We start from the raw sequence: 21813 nt of genomic DNA, 5'->3' as shown, positions 1-21813 counted from the left end.
GTTATCGTAAATAGATGGTGAAACTTCGCTCTTTAGTCTGCAACGCTATATTAAACTTATAATGGGGATATTCTCAAAATATTACTTAGCCGTTAAGTCAAACTAGGTAATAGTGGTGATGTGCTAGGCAAATATTGGGGGATAGTAAACCCATCGGTGCCGAATAATATCGAGAATATTACCTCCGCTAAATAAGCGTATAGGATATATTCTCCTCATGTATAAAAATGTGTGAACCGAGTAATATTTATGATTATCTCGGCTATGGATTACATTAATGTGCGAACTGGGCTATCGAACTAGGCTAATAGTAACGCAAGTCTTCTACTTTGCCCCAAAATACACGATACGAAAACACGGTGTAAGCCAAAATACACGGGATGACTATTAACGCCCCATATAAAATAAAGCGCAGCGATTCAGGCGCACTAGCAGCATCCCAAATAGTTAACTCACCGGGTACCACGTAAGGGTAAAAGCTAAAAGCGAGTCCACAAAAACAAAATATGAAAACCACCACAGTGATAAGAAAGGGTAGCCAGCAACCACTGTCATCTTTTAGTGGTAATTGCTTTAATACTAAATTACCAATAAATAACAAGGTAAAACAAACAAAAGGCACAATTGCCATAAAGTAGGCGAAAGGTGGGGTGGTCCAGCGCTCGAATACAAATTGATTGATCAATGGGTTCATAATACACACCGCCAATATACCCACAAAACTGATTTTCCCGGTTAACTTGGCCCATTTTATAGCCCGTAATTGTAAGTCATCAGACGTTTTTAAAATCAACCATGTACTGCCAATTAATGCGTAGGCACAAGTAACGCCTAACGCGCTTAATGCGGCAAATGAATAAGCCATAAACGAATCTTCAAAGCCCATCACAAAGCTACCCAACATATACCCCTGACTGGCGGAGGCAATGCAAGAGCCTAATTTGAAAATCTGATTCCAACGGTGTTTGTTGACTTGTGCCACCTTGGCTCGAAAGTCAAAGGCCACACCACGTAATATCAAACCAACCAACATAATGGCAGAGGGTATGTAAAGCGCCTTTAAAATCACGTTATGGGCACTGGGGAAAGCGATAAGTAATAGGCCTACAGCCAAGACTAACCAGGTTTCATTGGCATCCCAAAAGGGGCCAATGGAGGCGACCATTTGATCTGCTTGTTGATCATTGTTAAGGGGAAGTAATATGCCAACACCTAGGTCATAACCGTCTAAAATGGCGTACACAATCACAGATAACGCCATCAGTCCGGCGAAAATAACAGGTAAGTTAGCGTCTGCAATCATGATAATTCTCCGGCTGTGATGTTAAGTGTTTTGGGAAAGTGTTTTTGTTGTAGTCTTTCTTCAGGTTGGATTTCTTCTATCTCAACCGCTCTTCGAGCCATTAAGAATAGGGTATGTAAATAGGCAATCAATAAACCAACATACACAGTTAAATACAATATAAAGGTAAACATCACGTTTTCTGGAGCAATGTCGGTAACGGCTTCTGATGTTTTTAGAAGGCCAGACACTAAATAAGGTTGGCGTCCAATTTCGGTGACATACCAGCCTGCAAGTGTGGCGATCCAACCGGAAAAACTCATACCCATCAGGCTATACAACACACCTTTGCTTAAAGGTTTGTTGCGGATCAATTTGAAGCTGGTGAACCAAGCAATGACAAGCATTAACATGCCAATACCCACCATAATACGAAATCCATAAAACACCGGCGCAACAGGCGGATGTTCGCCAATAAAATCATTGAGACCTTGAACCTCGCCATCTGGGTCGTGGGTTAAAATGATGCTAGTGATATTTGGAATGGCTATCTCAAAATGGTTGGTGCGATTTTTCTCATCGGGCACTGCAAATAATAAAAGAGGTACTCCTTTTTGGGTATCCCATATACCTTCCATCGCAGCCACTTTTTGTGGTTGGTGTTCGAGGGTATTTAAGCCATGTAAGTCACCTACAAATATTTGCAAAGGCATCAGTAAGGCTGCAACAAAAACCGCTGTTTTAAGTGCCAAGCGTGGTGCTTTTTTGTTGTCTCCCCTGAGTATACGGAAGGCAGAAATACCTGCGATTAAAAATGATGCCGTTAGACCAGACGCTAGTAACACATGGGATAAGCGGAAAGGAAAAGAAGGGTTAAAAATAATAGCCCACCAATCTAATGCATGTGCCACACCGTCACGCATTTCAAATCCCGCTGGGGTTTGCATCCAAGAGTTGAGAGCAATAATCCAAAAAGCTGAAATGGTTGTGCCCACCGCCACTAATAACGTAGCAACTGTATGCAACCAGCTTGGTACGCGGCGAATACCAAATAACATGACGCCTAAAAACGTGGCTTCTAAAAAGAAAGCAGTGAGTACTTCATAACCTAAAAGTGGCCCCGCAATATTACCTACTGTTTCCATATAACCTGGCCAATTAGTACCAAATTGGAATGACATGGTAATACCACTCACCACACCTAGAGCAAAACTAAGCGCAAACACTTTGACCCAGAATCGATATATACGCATCCACACAGGATGCCCGCTGATATTAAAACGTACCTTAAAATAGAATAAGAACCAGCCTAACGCGATGGTGATGCTGGGAAACAAAATATGAAAGCTGATGTTGGTCGCAAATTGTAAGCGAGACAACAGGAAGACGTCAGCCATGGGACACCTCTATTTAAAATGTGTAAATTTTGTTACTTGTTATTAGCTACTGGATAGCTTGTAGTCTACGGAGTGGCTATTCGTTAGTTCGTTTAAGCAATTTATCTTTCATATCTAATACTCTGCCCACACCAGAGCCTAACTTCATTAAGGTATCAAGTTTTTCTGGACTCAAACGCTGTAACTCGCTTGACCACTTGGTGATACCTTCAAGTAAGTCATGCACCTCTTTGAGTTTATTTTGGGCGTGTTGCTCTTGCTCATTGGCTGGTGTATCGAGAAGAATATCTCTTAACAAAGATAAGGTAGGATCCATTTCCCGCTTACGACGCTCTTCAAACACACGATTCGCCATATCCCAAATACTGCCATTAGTTTGAAAGTAGTCTTTTCTGTCAGCAGGTTTATGATGAAGTTGTATCAACTGCCAAGACTGCAATTCTTTTAACCCCATGCTCACATTGCCGCGAGAAATACTTAGGGCTTCAGCAATTTGATTCGCGCTAATAGGCTCTTTGGTGATCACCAGCAACGCATACATTTGGCCAACCGTGCGATTAAACCCCCAACGACTGCCCATTTCACCAAAGTGCATAACGAAGGTTTCAATCATAGATGTCATTTTCATAATTTAAATATTCTGAAGTTTCAATAACTACTGAAAGTTTATGTTGTTTCATAGGTAAGGTCAATTCATATTTAAGATATATCTATGTGTGAAGGCATCTGTTCGATGTAACGAAATAACAAAGAAATAGCAGAATAGTTGGTAACAGCTCAATTACTCCCTAAATCTGAATAGACTAAAATCTGCTAAGTAAAAAATACAATGCCTCAAAATTTAAAATTATGTTCAAGGATTCATGAATGTCTAATGTTTATTTCGTTAGTGTCTTATCAAGGTTTTAAACATTGGAATTAGGCTAATAGTTCACACTGATATGAAGATATTTTAGACCTTTCTTTTAGGCGAAAAACGTGGATGACGTAAACGCGATTTAACGTTGTTATGCCCCAGATATTTGCAGATAGCTGATCTTAGTTTTACTTACTCAGTATTTATTGGTTATCGTCGATATTAGGTTGGAAAAGTAAAATGAAATATGTCAAAAAGCGCCGCTTAGACGTTAATTCATGGCTTTATGAGGATTTGAATGGTTCAAACCTCCTATGAAGCTATAAGCCTCAAAAGTGAAGAACATTGTGAGTACTCAAAAACATTAAGATGGGATGTTATTAATGTGGTATTTAATCAAAAACACACCAAGTTCGTAATAGCGTGAATTTTCAAAAGAATCCAGTTTTGATGTCATGTTAGACGAAAGAATATGAATAGGGCAATGTGGTTAGGTATTTGTGGTGGCAGCAATCTGTTAAGTGTCTGATCTTCCGCCAGTTTTGTAGACACTTAGCTTGCCTGTGAATACATGATTTCATATTCATCTGGAGACACATGGCCAAGATGGCTATGCAGTCGCGTTCGATTGTAAAACACTTCTATGTAATCAAACAAATCTGCTTTGGCTTCACTTCGGGTTGCGTACACTTTTCGCTTTACACGTTCAGTCTTGAGCGAGTGGAAAAAACTTTCTGCAACAGCATTATCCAGACAATGTCCTCGTCTGCTCATACTCGGAGTCAGATTATGCGCTTTCAGGAAGTCTCGATAATCACCGCTAGCATATTGGCTTCCTTGATCGCTGTGAACAATCACCTGTGTTGCTTTGGGCCGTTGCCATACTGCCATGAGCAGCGCTTTAATCACAATATCCGATGTCATAGTCGGCTGCATTGACCAACCAATCACTTTGCGTGAGAACAAGTCCAATACGACAGCCAGATACAACCATCCCTCATAAGTCTTGATGTAAGTAATATCTCCAACCCAAGCGGTATCAGGCTCGCACACAACAAATTGCTGCTGTAGATGGTTATCTGCTGCAATATGAGGCGTAGAAGGCTCAAAGTAGCGCCGTTTATAGCCAATATTAGCTCTGAGCTTGGCTTGCTTCATCAACTTAGCAACGCGGTTTTCATCGCATGTTTCACCCGAACGGCGCAGCTCATGTGTGATGCGTGGACAGCCATACACACGCCACTTTGTACATAACTGACTTTAATCTGTTCAAGCAATCGTACATTGTCTTTTTTGTATTAGATTGAGGCTCTTTCAACCAAGCGTAAAAACCGCTGCGGTGGACATTTAACACCTTGCACATGGTGTTAACGCGGTAAACATGGAGTCGTGATTTTATGAACGTGTACTTTTCTTTGACTCGCTTGGAAAGTACATGGCGGCCTCCTTTAGGATGTTACGCTCTTCTGTCAGGCGTTTGACCTCTGCCTTAAGCTGGCGTATTTCTGCTTGCTCTGCGGATTGACTAGCAGGTACTTTCGCCTTACTCATCCAGTAATAGAGAGACTTATCGGATATACCTAAACGCTTAGAAACATCAGGTACGGAATAGCCTTTTTCAACCACTTGGCGAACGGCTTCTTGTTTAAATTCATCGGGATATTTTTTATTCATAACACTTTTTACCTTACTTCGGTTTCTAAGTAAAAAGTGTCTACAAATTTAGGGGAAGATCAGTATGTACATATACATTCGTTTTTGTGATTAACACGGCCCAAGTGATCCTTATAAGTTGCAATGTTTAATGTTGGTGTCAGACGTGTCAATCCCCTATATGTGGCTATGCTTATTTGTTTTTAGTTTTCAAGCGAAGTGATAACTCCAAAATACTTAATAGTGATGTTAATGAATAACTTAACATTATTAATTAACAGTTTCAGCCTGATTAAGGAGTATAGTTATGCATTTTTTGACAGTTACCTGGATTCAAAATATGTCTACACAAGTCAATTTATTCAGTGACTTGTGTAGTGCAAAACACCGACTACAGATTCATAAATCATGATCATCTGCCGAGATAAGTTTTAACTTTAATTAAATAAATTCTTGAGTTTATCATTCGCTTTTTCCAACAACATATCTTTTTGCTTTGCGAATTCCTTTTCCGCTTTTTTCTTAGCTCCTTCTTCTATACGTTTTCTTGCTTCAGTTTTAGCTGCAGCAATTACGTTATCTAACATAGTATTGACCACAGTTATGCCTACTTGATCTGTTGGCATGCCATTAGGTTGGCCAATCGGACCTGCATTAAATGTGGGTAAAGTAACCTCATAAACCTTTTTATCTAACTTTAGATCGCCTGTTGACAGTTGTTCGAAATTAAACTTAAGACGAACGTTACTTACCGTTATGCTTTCAATTATCACCAAAGGATTAGCTACTTCTTGTGATACCGGCTCACTTCCATTTTTATTTTCAGTTTTTGGCAGATTCGAAGTTAGGTTATTTTTTATTACGATTAAGTTGCCTTTACCACTGGCGTCTACTTCATATAGGATTTCTGGCGCATCAATAATCATCGTCTGAATCACATAGGGCTCACCGGTAACGTTGCCTAAATCTAGAGTGATCGTATCGACACTGAATGCGTCTTCATTGCTGAAGCCTTTAGGATTTTTTATATCTAGGTCGCTGATGGTCATTCGCCCCTCAGTCAATGCCAAGTCTACTTTGAAGACTGATACAGTTGTGGCAAGATACTGACTCCCCTGTTGTTCTATTTGCGCACGAATAAAATCACCAGCTCCGCTCAACATATACCAAGCACCACCTGCAATCAGCAGCACTACCAAAGTAAATATACCTAATCCTTTTTTCATGAAATTCTCTTTTAGCTATTTAGTTAATACCATTATTGTAACAGAACGTCTGAATTACCAGATTAACTCTTCGGTGATTAACAATACACTTGTAATGAGTGTATTGTTAATGTCAGTAATCGATACGTAAACTTTTAAAGTATTGGCAAATTTTGAATGTGGGTATGACCAGGTTTATACTGCTTTCTGGTAAGAACCACCTACATCCCTTTTTGTTATTGAGCTAGGAAGGCAGAATATGAAAACAATTATTTTTACGCTAGTCGTTGTACTTTTATCCGCTATTTTTGCGCCATATTCAAACGCATCAGAAAAATCTCTAAATGCCCCGTTATCAGACTTGAAAAATTATCACGTAGACACACCCAATATGGTGAGCTCCGGCATGCCAAATCAAGGGCATTTTGAAACTCTTAAGGCCATGGGTGTCAATAAGGTTATTGATTTAATACCTGGAGATAGGAAAGAAGAATCAAGCTTAATGAAGGAGCTGAATCTTACCTATTATAATATTCAAGTTGAGTGGGAAAATCCGACCCTTAAAAATTTCCACGAATATATTTTAACGATGAAACAATTTAACAAGAGTGAGGGCATAACACTAACCCATTGCCGCTTAAATTGGCGCGGTGCCGTCTTTACATATTTATATCGTGTGACTCAATTGAAGGAATCTGAAGAAAGTGCCAAGCAGGATATGTTGGCAATCTGGGTACCAAATGAAATTTGGCAGGGTTTTATAGACAAAGTCATTTCGAAATACTAAGGGTTTTGACAACCTAGAATGGTTTGCGTGTTTGCTGTCGCCTAAGCATGATATTCCACTATTAAATCCCCACAATCATCTTTTAGGCACACACTCAATATTCGATTGTTTGTGTGACTGAGTCAAAAGCCAGTTCACGTTGAGCTGACTTTTTACTTTTTACTTTTTAATTGTTAACCGAACAATACTCGATTAACTTTGTTTTCCATCATTTCTTGCTGACCGCTAACATGCTTGGGTTGCAAACTATTACTCAGGGTATGACTTGCCAGTGATTCAAGGTTTTGCTGACCATTCAAAATCGATTGTCCAAAATGTTGTCCCCATCCTTCGTAACGCTGTGAAAGCTTGTCTGCAATAAAGTCATTTTCTAAAATTGCCGCGGCTTTTTTAAGTGCTAGTGCCATATGATCCATACCACCAATATGTCCGTGAAATAAATCAGCAGGGTCACTACTTTGACGGCGCAATTTACAATCAAAGTTCAAACCGCCAGTGGTAAAACCGCCCGATTTGAGAATTTCGTACATCACTAAACTTAATTCATCCACAGCGGTAGGAAATTGATCCGTATCCCAACCATTTTGTGGATCGCCGCGATTAGCGTCAATACTGCCGAATATGCCTAATGAGATAGCCGTGGCAATTTCATGATGAAATGAATGGCCTGCCAATGTGGCGTGATTAGCTTCAATGTTAACTTTGAATTCTTGCTCTAAACCATACTGTTTAAGAAAGCCATAAACACTAGCCGTATCGTAATCGTATTGGTGTTTGGTAGGCTCCTGGGGTTTGGGCTCAATTAATAATGCGCCTTTAAAGCCAATCTTATGTTTGTGTTCAGCGACCATAGTGAAGAAACGACCTAGCTGTTCACGCTCTTGGCGTAGGTCGGTGTTGAGTAAACTTTCGTAACCTTCTCGTCCACCCCATAACACGTAGTTTTCACCGCCCAATCGTTTGGTTGCATTCATCGCATGGAACACTTGTGTTGCACCATAACTAAATACGTCTGGGTTAGGATTGGATGCGCCGCCAGCGGCGAATCTTGGGTTGCTGAATAAATTAGCTGTACCCCAAAGCAGTCTTAAACCCGTTTCAGATTGTTTTTGCTCCAGCACATCGACCATGGTTGAAAAATTGTTAACGTAGTCATGAATACTGTCGCCTTCAGGGGCCACATCAATATCGTGAAAGCAGTAATAAGGGATATTCAGTTTACTAAAAAACTCAAAGGCTACATCGGCCTTTTGTATGGCCATTTGCATAGGATCGCATGGTTTTAGCCAAGGTCTATTAAATGTACCCTGACCAAAAACGTCTGCACCGTCCCAACAAAAATTGTGCCAGTAACAGGCTGCAAATCTTAAGTGTTCAGACATCGTCTTACCTAGTACTACTTCATTTGCATTGTAATGATGAAAGGCTAATGGGCTATCAGATTCAGCGCCTTCAAATTGAATATTGGGGATTGCATCAAAATAAGTAGTCATAAAATTTCCTCGTTAAAAATAGTGCGTAATTGAGAGTAGGATTGCCTATAAACAGCAAGTCGTTGCTCAAAAATTTGTTGAGATGCAGAATTTGGAGTATGGATTTGTAAAGTTTCTGGTTGTGGGCAAATCTGTTCGGTAGATAAATGTGGTTCCATAGCCAACTGGGCCAGGCGGGCAGCACCAAGTGCCGGGCCTACTTCGCCCCCTTTCCTAAAGGTGATTTTAGTCTTTAGCACATCCGCCATCAACTGTCGCCAATAGGCACTTTGTGCTCCGCCGCCAATAATGGTTATCTCAGTTGCTTTAGTACCTGATTGATGTAGCGCATCGACACCGTCAGCAAAGGCAAAACACACACCTTCAAGCACCCCATGTAACATGTCGAGTTTGCTGGTGTCGTGGGTTAAACCAATAAAAGCGCCTTGGGCGAGGGGATCATTGTGTGGGGTACGTTCGCCACTTAAATAAGGCAAAAAATAAGGCGTTGTTTTAAGGTTGACTGGATAGCTTTCAAGTTGCTCAAGTAATTGCCCAATATCTTCCTTTACTACTTGTTTAGCAAACCACTCTAAGCAGCTTGCGGCACTTAACATAACCGACATTAAATGCCAGCGATGAGGTAAGGCATGACAAAAACTGTGTACTGCCAATTCGGCTTGTTGGCTAAATTGGTCGGTCACTACAAAATACACACCTGATGTGCCAAGGGAGATCATGCCTTGACCGGGCTCAACTAAGCCTACTCCAATAGCACCTGCCGCATTATCACCGGCCCCTGCGATTACCGGTACTTCGGTTAACCCCCAACGACTGGCTAAATCTGCTTGTAATACTCCTGTGATTTGATTGCCTTCAAACAGCCTTGGCATATGATTTGAAGTCAGACCACATGCCGCGAGTAAATTTATATTCCAGTCTCGTTTTTGTGTATTGAGCCAAAGTGTACCCGCCGAATCTGACATATCTGAAGCGAAGTCGCCGGTTAATAAGAATCTCAAGTAATCTTTGGGTAATAATACTTTGTCTATTCGAGCAAAATTATCGGCTTCGTGATGTTTGACCCACAGCAGTTTAGGTGCGGTAAAACCTGGCATCATAATATTGCCAGTAGTTTCGCGGCTATTAGGCACGGCTTGTTCAAGTGCTACACATTCCGCTTTGCTGCGGCCGTCGTTCCAGAGTATTGCTGGACGAATTACTTCGGCGTTTTTGTCAAGTAAAGTGGCACCATGCATTTGCCCCGATAACCCTATTGCCTTGACTTGTGACAGATAGGGGCGACTGGCTAATTCATCCATTACTTGACAAAATGTTACCCACCAATCTGTTGGGTTTTGTTCAGACCATAATGCTTGTGGGCGAGACACCGCCAATTCTGTTGATTCTGAATCAATGATATGTCCATGAGGATTGGTAATAATCACCCTGATCCCTAATGTGCTTAAATCAACACCTAAATACATAGCATTTCCCCGTTAGTCTTGTTGATAGCATATTGACTGATACTTAAAAAACGCTCAATTACGAAATTACATAATTAAATTCCGTAATTTGTTGTTTTATTGTTAATCTTTTTTTGCGACTATAAAGCCAAGCGGCAGAGACATTAAACAGTGAAATACAGCAAACTGAATAGACAAGAAGATAGGCAATACAGTACTAGTTTGTTGTTCAATGCTAATAAAGTTTATGACCGTCAAGTGATAGAAGGCATAGGTCATTATCTACAATCAACCACAGCGGACTGGGATGTGTACCTTGAAGAAGACTGTTTAGCACGTTTAAATAATCTCGATAATTGGGAAGTTGATGGGATTATTGCCTATTTTGACGACCCAGTTATGCAATCTGCATTAAGTGACTTAGATATTCCAGTCATGGGGTAGGAGGCTCATACCAATCTGCAGACGATTATCCTGATGTGCCCTATGTCGCCACCGACAATGAGGCGGTAGTCAATTGTGCCTATCAACATCTGAAGCAAAAAGGTTTACAACGTTTTGCTTTTTATGGTTTTCCACCGGATAAAGAATATCGTTGGGCCTTGGAACGAGAAAGAGCTATCATCGCTTTATGTCAAAAAGATGGATTCAGTTGCTCGGTTTATCGCGGCTACAAAACTCAACTTGAAACTTGGCATTACAGTATGAATAGGCTCGCAGACTGGATTGAAAGTTTACCTTTTCCGGTTGGTGTTATTGCCGTCACCGATGCTCGCGCCAGACATTTACTTCAAGCCTGTGATAAGACCAATCGCTTAGTGCCTGAGCAAGTGTCAATTGTGGTTATCGATGATGATGATATTGCCCGTAACCTCAGTCGGGTGAGTTTAAGTTCAGTCAGTCAGGGCTGCTTTAATATGGGCTTTCAAGCAGCCAAGCTATTACATCGGCAATTAAATCGTCAGGTTGCAGAAAAATCACCTGACCAGCAAGCAGCAAAATTTGTGGCGAGGGTGCTTGTGCCTCCTATGGGGATCATCCAGCGCCAATCTACCGATTTCAAAGCACTGCAAGATCCTTATGTGATACAAGCTATGCACTATGTTCGTCAGCATGCCTGCCGAGGTATCAAAGTCGAACAGGTGATTGATTATGTGGGTATCTCTCGTTCAAATCTGGAACAGCGTTTTGTCCAAGAATGTGGTCATAGTATTCATACTGAAATTCACAATGAAAAGCTAAATCGAGCATGCAAAATGCTAACTGAAACAGACACAGGATTAGGTGAAATAGCCAGCTGCTGTGGTTACCCATCCATTCAGTATTTAAACGCTGTGTTTAAGAAACATTTTGGACAAACGCCAAACCAATATAAACGCGACGCTGTGCAGTTTTTGTAAAGCAAAGCTGGATATCTGCAATTATGATTTGATCTTGGCTATTAATGTGAACAATTTGTGATACAAATTCATTTTTAGCTGTCAAAGTATTATCTATATCAGGCTAGTTTAGTAACATGAAATGTAGTGACATCGTTATGATAGTTGAGTTTTCTTAATATTAAATAAATAATAAGGCAATGATTCAGAAGATAATATGTCTGTAACATTGGTGTAGTAAATTAAGTTTCACCTAAAATGGTGCATGAATGATTGATATGCTAAATATGACATGTTAATGATGAAATGTTTTTGTATTTCCCATGGTCTTAAGTGTATGTAATGAAATCAAATCAATAATAATAATAATAATAATAATAATAATAATACTGGAAGCACATGTTTAATAATGTCATAGCACTTGAAGGCCAATTAGAAACTGTTCAACAGGCCAAAGACTTTCTGCTAGGTTTATCAGCTGAAAATTATCAAGTGGTGATTAAACCCCATTTTGCTAGCAGTGCTGGCGCGCATATGCGGCATATATTGGATCATTATTTAGCATTAAAAGATGGGTTAACCCCAGGATTCATTAATTACAATAAACGCAATCGTTATTCGAATGTTGAATCTTGTCCGCAGACGGCTTTGTTACAGTGGCAAGAAGTCGAAAAATGGTTAATAGAAGTTAGTCTATTAGATGCTGATACGCCCCTTATAGTAGTATGTGAGGCCTCCGTCAATAAAACGCAAAATACTCAAACCAAATCGACTTTAGCTCGTGAGTTAGTCTTTGTTTCTAGTCACGCAGTCCATCACTTTTCTTTGTTAGCCGTCATCAATTCTTTACTAGGTAACAAAGATGAAATCAACTTTGGGATCGCACCCAGCACTGCTACCTATGTGCGTCAACAAGCTTAGTCGCACAAACATAAACCCCAAATCATTTTAAGTCGTTCATCCAATCAAATATTGACTCTGATAATTCTTAGGCGCTTAAAAGGGCAGAGTATGCGGCTGGTAATTGCCTAACAAAGCGCGGATAATTATCTTTAATTATTTCCCCAAGTGTTTGTTATAAGGATTTTTACATGAGCGATCTACCCCAATGCCCACGATGCGACTCAACTTTCACCTATGAAGATAGAGATATGTATGTGTGTCCAGAATGTGCTCATGAATGGCCACAATCTGGTGAAGTTAATGAAGACGAAAAAATAATCAAAGACTCAAACGGTAATGTACTAACTGATGGCGATACTATTACTGTTATCAAAGATCTCAAAGTAAAAGGGTCTTCTTTGGTTGTGAAAGTAGGCACGAAAGTGAAGAATATTCGTTTGGTTGATGGCGATCACGACATCGATTGTAAAATCGACGGCATTGGTGCGATGAAGCTCAAGTCAGAATTTGTAAAGAAAGTATAGACGCTATTATCCACAGAATGATTAAGTGTAACGGTAGTGACAAAATGTCAGGCACAACAGTCTATATATATCTATTATGCTTTTTAACCGCCACAAGGATATCAACTTTCCAAAGGAACAGCAGTGAGTAAAAAAGCTTTCCCCGCACATGGTAATTTAAAACTTTCAGTTGAAGGACCGCTTCTTATTATTAAAGGTTCTGGCCCTGCTAATTTGGAAATGGTGCAAGAATATCAGCGTCAAGTCATCGGTTTTCGTGAACAGATTATGCATGCCCCATGGGCAAGTTTAGTGTTGTTAAGTGGTACACCTTTAATGTCACTTGAAGCTAAATTAGCGTTAATGCAGACCATAAAACAAGCAAAGGTGATGCACTTACGTGCCACAGCTATAGTGCTTATTGATGTGGAGTTTGCTGAAATAGTTGAAAGTTTTTGGAAAGATATCTATCAAGATTTAGGTGTGAATTATGTCTTTTTTGCAACAGACGCTGAGGCACGATTGTGGTTGCAAAGCCTTCTCAGTAATGAAACTTCAAGTCGGCCGGTGAGAGAGCATGATTAACTGTTTAGGCGAGAAAATGTCACGGTAAATTTTGCGCCACCTAACTCTTCAGAGTGACTGATAGCAACTTGTGCGTGATGCCAATCAGCTATTCTAGCGACAATCGCTAACCCCATACCAAAACCGGGTTTTTGTGAGTCGTTGTGACCACGGGTAAAAGGTTGCAATAATTCTAGTTGTTTGTCTTGGGCGATACCTAGGCCATCGTCCTCTACTACTAACTCTATATATTGTGTTGTTTGGACAATACTCACTTGAATAACGTGTGATGCATATTGCTGGGCGTTGCTGAGTAGATTGTTGATCAACATGGCGAGAAAATTTTGTTCGCCATCAATAGTGATTTTACCCATTGGCTGCCATTTGATTTGTTTGCCGTCGTCGCCATCTATGCCATATACACATTCATCCATTAACTGATTGAAATCGACTGGTACTTTATCTACTTTTATCAAGCTCTGCTCTAGTCGAGCATAATTGAGCAATACTTCAACCAGCCTTTCCATCTCGGAGATATCTTGACTTAGATGTTGAATGTATTTGTGTTGTTTCTCGGGTTTGTTGGTTTCACTTAAGGCTTCGATGCCAAAACGTAATCTGGCTAAAGGAGTGCGTAAATCGTGGGAAACGGCGTTACCTAATAATTTGTTATCTTGAATGAGGGTTTCTATCTTCTGTGCCATACGATTAAATTCATTTTCAATATCAGCCACATAAGAAGTCCCAGAAACCGGAATACGCCAAGTAAAGTCGCCAGCACCAAAGGTTTTGGCGGCTGTGCTTAATAGCCGTAACCGTTTGATCAGCGGATAAAGCCAGATACCAACAAATAATAAAATTCCCAAATAAAACGCTGTAGTGAGTAGCATTTGTAAGCTTAGGTTGTCTTGTTGTAAGCCTTGCTGTGGAATCGACATCACTAATACTTGTTGTTGTGACGGCATGATGTGGTTCACCGTGATCCGTTCGGCTGATTCCAGCACCAAGGACAGACCTTGATTGAAACCCTGTTTTAATTCGGCTGGCAGAGGGAATTCTGACATTGGAATAAGGTTTAGTTGTTGTGGATTGGCCCGTTGCCAAGCCTTAACAAAAGCGTGGGCGTCATCTACTGAATCTAGGGTGGTGGCCAATGAAGCAACAATTTTTCGATAGGCGCTGAACTCATCGGAATGCTGTTGTACTTGATAGTTATTAAATAAGGTATCAAGCGACCAACCTAAAAATATGATGGCGGTGAACATAACAATGACTAAAGACAGTACGAGCTTCTTCATTATTGTGCCTGCCAAGTTGCTAGTGGTCTATACATACCCATCAAACCTAATCCCAAGCGTCGGTTACGAACAAATAACCTTGGCCCCAGATTGTTTTTATCCTGAAGGGGTTGTTGGCGTCATCACCTAATTTTTTACGGAGACGAGATACAATGATATCCATACTGCGGTCAAAACCGTCATAATCTATCCCCCGTATGGCTTTGACTAACTCGTTGCGATTAACCACTTGCCCAGCTGACTGAGCTAAATACCAAAGCACATCAAATTCGTTGCTAGAAATAGGGACTTTATAACCATTTAGCAAAGTGGTACGTGAGTTGGCGTCTAGATGAAACTGCCCAAATTGAATACAGTTTTCGCTCTCGAGCGAAGTTTGTTCTTGGTTATTGACGCGTCTTAAAAGCGCTTTTACTCTAGACAGCATGGCCCTCGGTTTTATCGGTTTGGTAACATAGTCATCTGCTCCAAGCTCTAACCCTAAGACCTCATCCATTTCCTGGTCTCTGGCGGTCATCATCAAGATAGGACCATGATAAAAGCCACGCACTTCTCTGCATACATCAAAGCCGTCTTTGACGGGTAGCATAATGTCTAACACTACTAGGTCTGGGTTATCTGTTTTGATTAATTCAACTGCGACATCGCCACGGTTTACTAAGGTGACTAGATAGCCGTGTTCAGTCAGATAGTCGCTGAACCATTCGGCTAGTGACATATCATCTTCGACCAACATAATATGGAGTAGGTCAGGCTCTTCAATCAAAATAATTTCCAACTTGCTTTAGGGCGTTTAGACGATTTAAACACCCACGACACTGTGATATATGTAGAGGAGAGAGTAGTCCGTTCATCTATTTTCCGTATTCCATAAGTCAAACTTCCATCAGACTGAAAATCAAAGTCAACTTCGCCAGTTTTGACGTTTGACCAACATTTTATATTTTCAGAGGTCGATAGCTCGACTAGGCAATAGTTTCCAACATCTGGCTGATACCATCTAAAAGTGACTTGTTGATAGCAAACTTGCCCTTGGCGTAAAGCGACACAACGTTTAGGTGTAACGACAAGTTCATTTTCTTTGAGGCGACTATCTTTAGCGTACGTATTGCTGGCCCATAGGCAGGCCATTACAGTAAAACCCAAAACTAATGAAAGTAAGTGATTCTGATAAGTGATAACCATAGTCTGGATATTCACTTAAAAAACGTAACTAATACTGGAACTAATACCGATATGGAAATTTCTTTTTTTCTCATATAGAGGGCTATCATTTTGTCCGAAATTTGAACCAAAACCTACAGTGGCACGATATATCCAGTTTTCACTTATGGGGTAAGTGACACCCATAGATGAGTTAAAGGTGATAGCAGCTTCACCATCGAAGGTTTGTATCCCTGTTACTGCCGATTCTTCTTCTGTCACGCCATAATAATAATTATTAAATTTTGCATCGGCTAAATACAGGCCAACTAAGCCGTGGAAGTTCCAATTTCTGTATTGCCAATTGCGTCCCAACAGGGCAGACGCTACGGTACCTTTGCTACGTCCTCTTGCATCATATTTGAGAGACATTTGCAGAATGTTTTTTCCAAAATAACCAGTTATTCGTCCGCCCAGCATAGTGCTGCTTTGTCTTTTTATGATACCGATGAAACGATCGTCGGTGTCTTCAGATACGCCACCATCAGTTGTGCCTAACACTAAGTCAAAAGACCAGTTATCACTGTTGTAAGCGTTATACCCTATGACTATAGGTTCGGCTGTTTCAGCCAATACATCGATAAAAAATCCATTCCAGTTGTAACTGGCACTCAGGTTAATGATTGGGCTAGCAAATATCCCATCTGAATCTGTTAATGACGAACCAACAAATGCGCCTGCACCCAAACCTATCTCTATAAAATTATCTGGATCATTATTATCCTGAGTATTGGTTCGTAATGTGCGGGCGATATCCGCTGCATAAGCAAATGATGAAAATGCGACTAATAATATCGCTATCAGCGATAGTTTTTTTATGGGGGAATACCACATGTTTACTTCCATAATTATGCACACCCATACAGTATATTTTTAACTCAATATAAAATACGTATCAAGATGCAGCTTTTGTAACAAAATGTAGCAATTTATCATTCAAAGCAAGCGGCAGCTGCTTAACCTTCATTAGATCTAACCTTCAAATGCCACTTTTAAGGGCCTAGCCCACTTGGCATTATCAACAGCATTGTTTTTGAGCCAATATACTTTGACTGTGCAGGTGAAGCATCGTTTGATGTGGCGATGTTCAAACTCATCAAAAAAAGTTATTCTAATCGAAGAATGAAATGTTTAAAAGCAACGATTGATCGCAACACTTGAAGGGCACTTAGCGTTCACGTGTTGCTGAAACGTACTCCTTCATTACTGCTGAATAATCCACGCTTGCGCTTTTTCCAAACCCAAATCAATACCTTGCTCTCGTTGTTCTAGGGTAAAAAATGCTTGTTCAATATCCACAGGCACCCCGACCCCTTCAAACTCTTCATTATCAGGTGTGAGGTAAAATTCGTTCGACAAACTAAATATTGTGCCATGAGGTAGTGATTTATTGAGACCATCAGAAAAGCCACCTGCGGTTGCTTCGCCGACTAAAACGGTATTTGCTCGCTGACGCATGCTCATTGCAAAGATTTCAGCTGCACTATAGGTGGATGTACTGGTCATCACTGCTAACGGTCCAAGAAACTGAGTATCACCTTGTGGCTCAATAAAAACTTGTTGCAGTGGGGTGCGACTATCACTTAATCTCGCCTGTTTACTATACGCATGTAAAGATTGATCGATAAAGCGGCTAGTGATCATCCTACTCACAAAATCATCTCCGCCATCATTATTTCGCACATCAATAATAACGCCATCTACATCAGCAAAGTACTGCATAACTTCATTCAAGGTCTCGGTCAATATTACTTTATTTTGTGCGACATTATTATCGCTATCACCGAATTCACTTATGTCCATGGTGGTCACATTGAGATAACCAATATTATTTTCAAATGTTGCCCAAAACATTGTTTCGTTATCATTCATTTCAATTTCTGAGTCCATCACAACATGGCTCAAAATGGCGTCAATAGACTGTTGTTCTGCATTTTTAAAGTAAATTTCAAAGGCCTCTTCTTGTTCTTGCCAAAAGGGTAATTCTACTTGCTGGGTTGAGATAAAGTCTAATAGCGCTATTGCGTATAATGAGGCCTTTCGTTGCACCGAAAAGGCGATATCTAAGTCCTCGTTGCCGATCTGCACGTGGAAGTCTTTTAGGGGGGCAACCATTTCAGTTAATATTTCAACTAATACAGCTTCAGTGGTCTGGGGGCTAATTTGGCCATTTGCTAATTGGAACACCTCAACCCAATCTACATCTTCAATATGAAAAAACGCATAATATTGACTAAAGGTTTGCCAAAATATTTCAAAATCTCGCTGAGCATCAAATTGATAATTAGCATCACCTTTATTGGCTACTAAGTCGTTCAGACAAAGATCGGGTAAGCTACTCCCTTTGTTCATCACGATGCCAGGATTTTTGGCACCAGTAAAAGTGTTAACAATAGAGTTATTGTCATCACTGAGCTGCATACTGCTTTTTAACTCATCATGATCGAAATCAAATTCAATTTTTTGGCAAGACTCTGAAGTAAACTGATATAACTGATGAGTATCGGCCTGCATATCCAGCGCATAGCCATACGCGGGTGCCTGCCAAATGCCAACTAATGGTTCGATGTTATTAATTGTAATATCGGCTTGTTCTTTATCATTGTTACAAGCACTTAGGCACAAACTCATTGTGATGCAGCAGATAAAGGGTAATTTCGAAAATGCTGAGGGTTTCATGGGTATATTCTTTTATGTTTAAGTGGCTGTTTGTTTTCCAAGCAGCCACAAGTTATTCGAGGTATTGTTCAGCAAAGTCTTAAGTGATAAAGATGAACAAGAGTCAATTTTTGCTTATATTCTTAAAATTCGTAGCTAATACTGGAACTAATACCCGTATAAAAGTCTCTCTTTTTGCTAAATAAAGGGCTGTCGTTATATCCAAAGTTTGAGCCTGCATGAGCGGTTGCCCGAAACTCCCAACTTTCTGAAATAGGGTAAGTGACTCCTACTGATGAATTAAAGCTTACTGAAGCTTTGCCATCGTATGCTTCAAAGTCAGTTATGGCTGCTTCTGCGTCTGATACACCTAAGTAATAATCGTTAAATTTTGCATCCGCCAGAGTTAGCCCTGCTAGGCCATGAAAATTCCAGTCATTAACTTGCCAATTGCGCCCTAACAAGGCCGATGCAACAGTACCTTTACTTCGGCCCCTGGCATCATGCTTAATTGACACTTGCAAAATGTTTTGTCCAAAATACCCCGTTAAGCGTCCGCCTAACATAGTGCTGCTTTGTCTTTTTGTGATACCGATAAATCGATCGTCGGTGTCTTTTGATATGCCACCACCTGTGGCGCCTAGCATTAAGTCAAAAGACCAGTTTTCACTTTTGTAAGCGTTATATCCTATGCTCAATGGTTCGGATGTTTCCATCCCTACATCGATGAAAAAATTGTTCCAGTTGTAACTGCCACTCACGTGAATGCCAAAGCCAGTTTCTTTGCCATCCTCTTCAGTCAAAGATGAGCCAATACCCGCTCTTGCATTGACGCCTATTTCGAGGAAATTTTCTGGCGCGCTATTTTTATCCGCATTGCTGCGTAATTCCCGAGCAATATCTGCAGAGTGAGTCAATGATGAAAACGCGACTGACAATATCGCAACAAATGATAGTTTTTTTATGTGTGAAGACTGCATGTTTACTTCCTAGTTAATTGAATACCCATGCAGTATATTTTTAACCAAACACAAAATACGTATCAAGATGCAGCGTTTGTAACAAAGTGTAGGAGAGTAAAACCGAACAAAGCTAATCCGCCCTATGGGAAAGTCAGATTTACGGGAGAAGTTAAAAACAAAAGAATTTGAACCACAGAGGACGCAGAGAGCACAGAGGTAAAGCAGGTAAAATGTGCATTGTTGTTGGGTACAGGGGCTAGTTATGTCTGGTTATAATGTGCCAATTGCAGACATAAGGTTCTAGTCTAGAAAAGGCTTAAATCGACCTATAGCGGACTAAGCATTTTCCAACAATAAATATGAAAATACATATTTATTGGCAAGCTGAATGTCCACAAACTCGGGGAAGATTACAGAGACTGTTCCTGATTTTTTTATACACCGGATATAAAACCAATGGACAACAAGGGTGTTATTGAGTTAATAAATTAGTTCTGTTTAGTTTAGTAAGAATTTTTAATAATTCAGCTTTCGACTAATCCATGATTCACAGCATAGCGAACTAGTTCGGCTAACGAATCAATATTTAATTTGGCTTTTATGTTACGCCTATGTGCTTCTACTGTTCTGAAACTTATGTTAAGTTTTCTGGCAATTTCCTTGCTAGAATTACCCTGGGCAATATAGGACAAAATTACTTGCTCTCTGGTGGTTAACTTCTCGTTTCCAGCCCGCACAGGGCTCTCTACTAACACTTTTGCAATAGAACTACTGAAATGGGTTTTACCATTGGAGACTGCTTTTATGGCATAATAAACTTCTTCTGAGGTTGTGTCTTTAAGGATATAACCTGAGGCACCCGCTTGGATGGAACTGGTAACAAATTCTGCACTATCATGCATACTGAAAATAAGCACCTTAGTATCATCTAATTGTTCTGTAATAATTTCTGTTGCATCGATACCGTTCATAAATGGCATGCTGATATCCATCAAAATAACATCTGGCTTAAGCTCGAGCGCTTTGTTCAATGCTTCCTTGCCCTCGGTGGTCGATCCTACTATTTTAATGTCTTCATAAAATGACAGACAAGCCCTAAGTCCACCTTGCACCATTGGGTGATCATCAACCAACATCACAGTGATTTTTTTAACATCTAATTCATCACTATTCATCATGCAGCCTCTATATTAGATTGATTAAAGTAATTGACGAAACTCGCCGTGGGAATTTCAGCCCGTATTGTTGTGCCTTTTTTACTTGACGATATATCGAATTTTCCTGAATGATACTCCACACGTTCAGCTAGGTTACGCAAACCAATACCAAAACCCGATGTATCTGCTTCTGGGCTTGTATCGAAACCTGAGCCATCATCTTTGACTAACAAGGTTAACCAATTGTTTTGTATACTTAAATGGATGGCGACGTAACTGGCATTGGCATGTTTTTCTATATTATTAAGTGACTCTTGTACAACACGATATAAGGTTGTGTTGATATGGTCGGGCAATAATTTTCTGACGGCTGGTTTAGTGACATTCACAAATACACCTGTGCGCTGCGAAAACTCTTTAGATAGTGAATCCATAGCGGCTGATAAGCCAAGCTCGTCTAGGATCCGCGGATGTAAGTGGTGGGAAATTCGTCTAATTTCCTGAATTGCAGTGACTAAATTGGTTTCTGCATGTTCCAGTGGTGCCGGTTTGGTTTGTTCAGCTTTTTTAAGAAATATTGACGTGGCTTCTAGTGAATACTTAATGGATACCAATATTTGTACAATACCATCATGCAGCTCTCGTGAAAAATATCGCCGCTCTTCTTCTTGAAGATTAATTATTTTCTGGCCTAGCTCACTAATTTTCAGGTCGGTTCTTTTCTTTTGATTGAGATTAACAATCAGTCCAAATAGAAAAATAATAAAGATGGACGATATGGCAACCAGTAATATGATCTGTTTTGTTTTATTAATATGTTGGTCTATTTCATCTTGCAAAATACTTAGCTGACTATTTACATCATCTAAGTATACGCCTGTGCCTACCATCCAATCCCAATTCGCTAAGTAAACCGAATAACCCATTTTTTCAGACACTTTTTGTAAAGAAGGCTTTAACCAAGGATAGCGATAAAATCCACCACCAGCTTTGGCATTTTCTAATAATATTTGGATTGTTTTTTCACCCTTTGAATTTTCCAACTCCCAAAAATTTTTTACCAATTCT

Annotated in this window: 19 protein-coding genes and 2 pseudogenes; 5 read left to right on the top strand and 16 right to left on the bottom strand. The window is 40.1% G+C overall.

Translation table 11 applies throughout. From position 1 onward, the window contains the following. Positions 1 to 304: 304 nt before the first annotated feature. The 6 genes and pseudogenes from cydB to C427_RS20755 all read right to left on the bottom strand — a co-directional run bounded on the left by cydB (position 305) and on the right by C427_RS20755 (position 6414). Positions 305 to 1303 carry a cytochrome d ubiquinol oxidase subunit II gene (cydB, locus tag C427_RS20780; RefSeq protein WP_007643094.1) on the bottom strand — a complete coding sequence of 333 codons (999 nt, stop codon included), beginning with the start codon at positions 1301 to 1303 and terminating at the stop codon, positions 305 to 307. Beyond that, positions 1300 to 2679, bottom strand: a complete 1380-nt coding sequence (locus C427_RS20775; protein WP_007643096.1) for a cytochrome ubiquinol oxidase subunit I — start codon at positions 2677 to 2679, stop codon at positions 1300 to 1302. Before C427_RS20775 ends, cydB begins: the two co-directional genes overlap by 4 nt. Before the next feature lie 76 nt (positions 2680 to 2755). After that, a complete protein-coding gene (locus C427_RS20770; protein WP_015431285.1) occupies positions 2756 to 3307 on the bottom strand; it encodes a GbsR/MarR family transcriptional regulator in 552 nt (183 codons plus the stop codon). A 780-nt stretch (positions 3308 to 4087) separates the two neighbouring features. Continuing rightward, positions 4088 to 4777, bottom strand: a pseudogene (locus tag C427_RS28345) (IS3 family transposase); the annotation flags it as partial. A 153-nt stretch (positions 4778 to 4930) separates the two neighbouring features. Then, positions 4931 to 5209: a transposase gene (locus C427_RS28340; protein ID WP_007643100.1), complete on the bottom strand. Its 279-nt coding sequence runs from the start codon at positions 5207 to 5209 to the stop codon at positions 4931 to 4933. Between the two features lie 416 nt (positions 5210 to 5625). Further along, positions 5626 to 6414 (bottom strand): AsmA family protein, encoded by a 789-nt coding sequence (locus tag C427_RS20755; protein ID WP_007643101.1) that lies wholly within the window; start codon positions 6412 to 6414, stop codon positions 5626 to 5628. Positions 6415 to 6652: 238 nt separating this feature from the next. Here C427_RS20755 and C427_RS20750 point away from each other — a divergent pair, with 238 nt between their 5' ends. Next, on the top strand, positions 6653 to 7180 hold the full coding sequence (locus tag C427_RS20750) for a protein-tyrosine phosphatase family protein (RefSeq protein WP_007643105.1): 528 nt from the start codon (positions 6653 to 6655) through the stop codon (positions 7178 to 7180). A 173-nt stretch (positions 7181 to 7353) separates the two neighbouring features. On the opposite strand, the gene xylA is transcribed toward C427_RS20750, so the two are convergent. Beyond that, entirely contained in the window at positions 7354 to 8673 is a 1320-nt protein-coding gene (xylA, locus tag C427_RS20745) for a xylose isomerase (RefSeq protein WP_007643107.1), read from the bottom strand. Beyond that, complete coding sequence (xylB, locus tag C427_RS20740) at positions 8670 to 10139, bottom strand: xylulokinase (protein WP_007643109.1); 1470 nt, start codon at positions 10137 to 10139, stop codon at positions 8670 to 8672. The genes xylA and xylB overlap by 4 nt, the downstream gene beginning before the upstream one ends. Before the next feature lie 150 nt (positions 10140 to 10289). Between xylB and C427_RS20735 the strand changes: the two are divergent. The 4 genes and pseudogenes from C427_RS20735 (at position 10290) to C427_RS20720 (ending at position 13488) form a co-directional block, all read left to right on the top strand. Further along, a pseudogene (locus C427_RS20735) lies at positions 10290 to 11518 on the top strand (XylR family transcriptional regulator). A 378-nt stretch (positions 11519 to 11896) separates the two neighbouring features. Further along, a complete protein-coding gene (locus C427_RS20730) occupies positions 11897 to 12418 on the top strand; it encodes a hypothetical protein (RefSeq protein WP_007643111.1) in 522 nt (173 codons plus the stop codon). Positions 12419 to 12588: 170 nt separating this feature from the next. Then, entirely contained in the window at positions 12589 to 12924 is a 336-nt protein-coding gene (locus C427_RS20725; protein ID WP_007643113.1) for a zinc ribbon domain-containing protein YjdM, read from the top strand. A 123-nt stretch (positions 12925 to 13047) separates the two neighbouring features. Next, positions 13048 to 13488 carry a hypothetical protein gene (locus C427_RS20720; RefSeq protein ID WP_007643114.1) on the top strand — a complete coding sequence of 147 codons (441 nt, stop codon included), beginning with the start codon at positions 13048 to 13050 and terminating at the stop codon, positions 13486 to 13488. On the opposite strand, the gene C427_RS20715 is transcribed toward C427_RS20720, so the two are convergent. The 8 genes from C427_RS20715 to C427_RS20680 form a co-directional block, all read right to left on the bottom strand. After that, on the bottom strand, positions 13485 to 14765 hold the full coding sequence (locus C427_RS20715; protein WP_007643116.1) for an ATP-binding protein: 1281 nt from the start codon (positions 14763 to 14765) through the stop codon (positions 13485 to 13487). The two genes, C427_RS20720 and C427_RS20715, sit on opposite strands and share 4 nt — an antisense overlap. 46 nt (positions 14766 to 14811) lie before the next feature. Beyond that, complete coding sequence (locus C427_RS20710) at positions 14812 to 15501, bottom strand: response regulator (RefSeq protein ID WP_201765525.1); 690 nt, start codon at positions 15499 to 15501, stop codon at positions 14812 to 14814. Between the two features lie 26 nt (positions 15502 to 15527). Continuing rightward, a complete protein-coding gene (locus tag C427_RS20705) occupies positions 15528 to 15896 on the bottom strand; it encodes a DUF3019 domain-containing protein (protein WP_007643119.1) in 369 nt (122 codons plus the stop codon). Between the two features lie 69 nt (positions 15897 to 15965). Then, entirely contained in the window at positions 15966 to 16802 is an 837-nt protein-coding gene (locus tag C427_RS20700; protein ID WP_236613718.1) for a MipA/OmpV family protein, read from the bottom strand. Between the two features lie 369 nt (positions 16803 to 17171). Beyond that, on the bottom strand, positions 17172 to 18647 hold the full coding sequence (locus C427_RS20695) for a S41 family peptidase (protein WP_007643124.1): 1476 nt from the start codon (positions 18645 to 18647) through the stop codon (positions 17172 to 17174). 122 nt (positions 18648 to 18769) lie between these two features. Beyond that, entirely contained in the window at positions 18770 to 19606 is an 837-nt protein-coding gene (locus C427_RS20690) for a MipA/OmpV family protein (protein WP_007643127.1), read from the bottom strand. 506 nt (positions 19607 to 20112) lie between these two features. Further along, positions 20113 to 20763 (bottom strand): response regulator, encoded by a 651-nt coding sequence (locus C427_RS20685; RefSeq protein ID WP_007643129.1) that lies wholly within the window; start codon positions 20761 to 20763, stop codon positions 20113 to 20115. After that, positions 20763 to 21809 (bottom strand): cache domain-containing protein, encoded by a 1047-nt coding sequence (locus C427_RS20680; protein WP_015431281.1) that lies wholly within the window; start codon positions 21807 to 21809, stop codon positions 20763 to 20765. The genes C427_RS20685 and C427_RS20680 overlap by 1 nt, the downstream gene beginning before the upstream one ends. Positions 21810 to 21813 lie beyond the last annotated feature (4 nt).

The sequence above is a fragment of the Paraglaciecola psychrophila 170 genome (assembly GCF_000347635.1).
Taxonomy (GTDB): domain Bacteria; phylum Pseudomonadota; class Gammaproteobacteria; order Enterobacterales; family Alteromonadaceae; genus Paraglaciecola; species Paraglaciecola psychrophila.
Note: the sequence above shows the minus strand (reverse complement) of the source record. Positions and strands in the feature narration are given on the sequence as shown.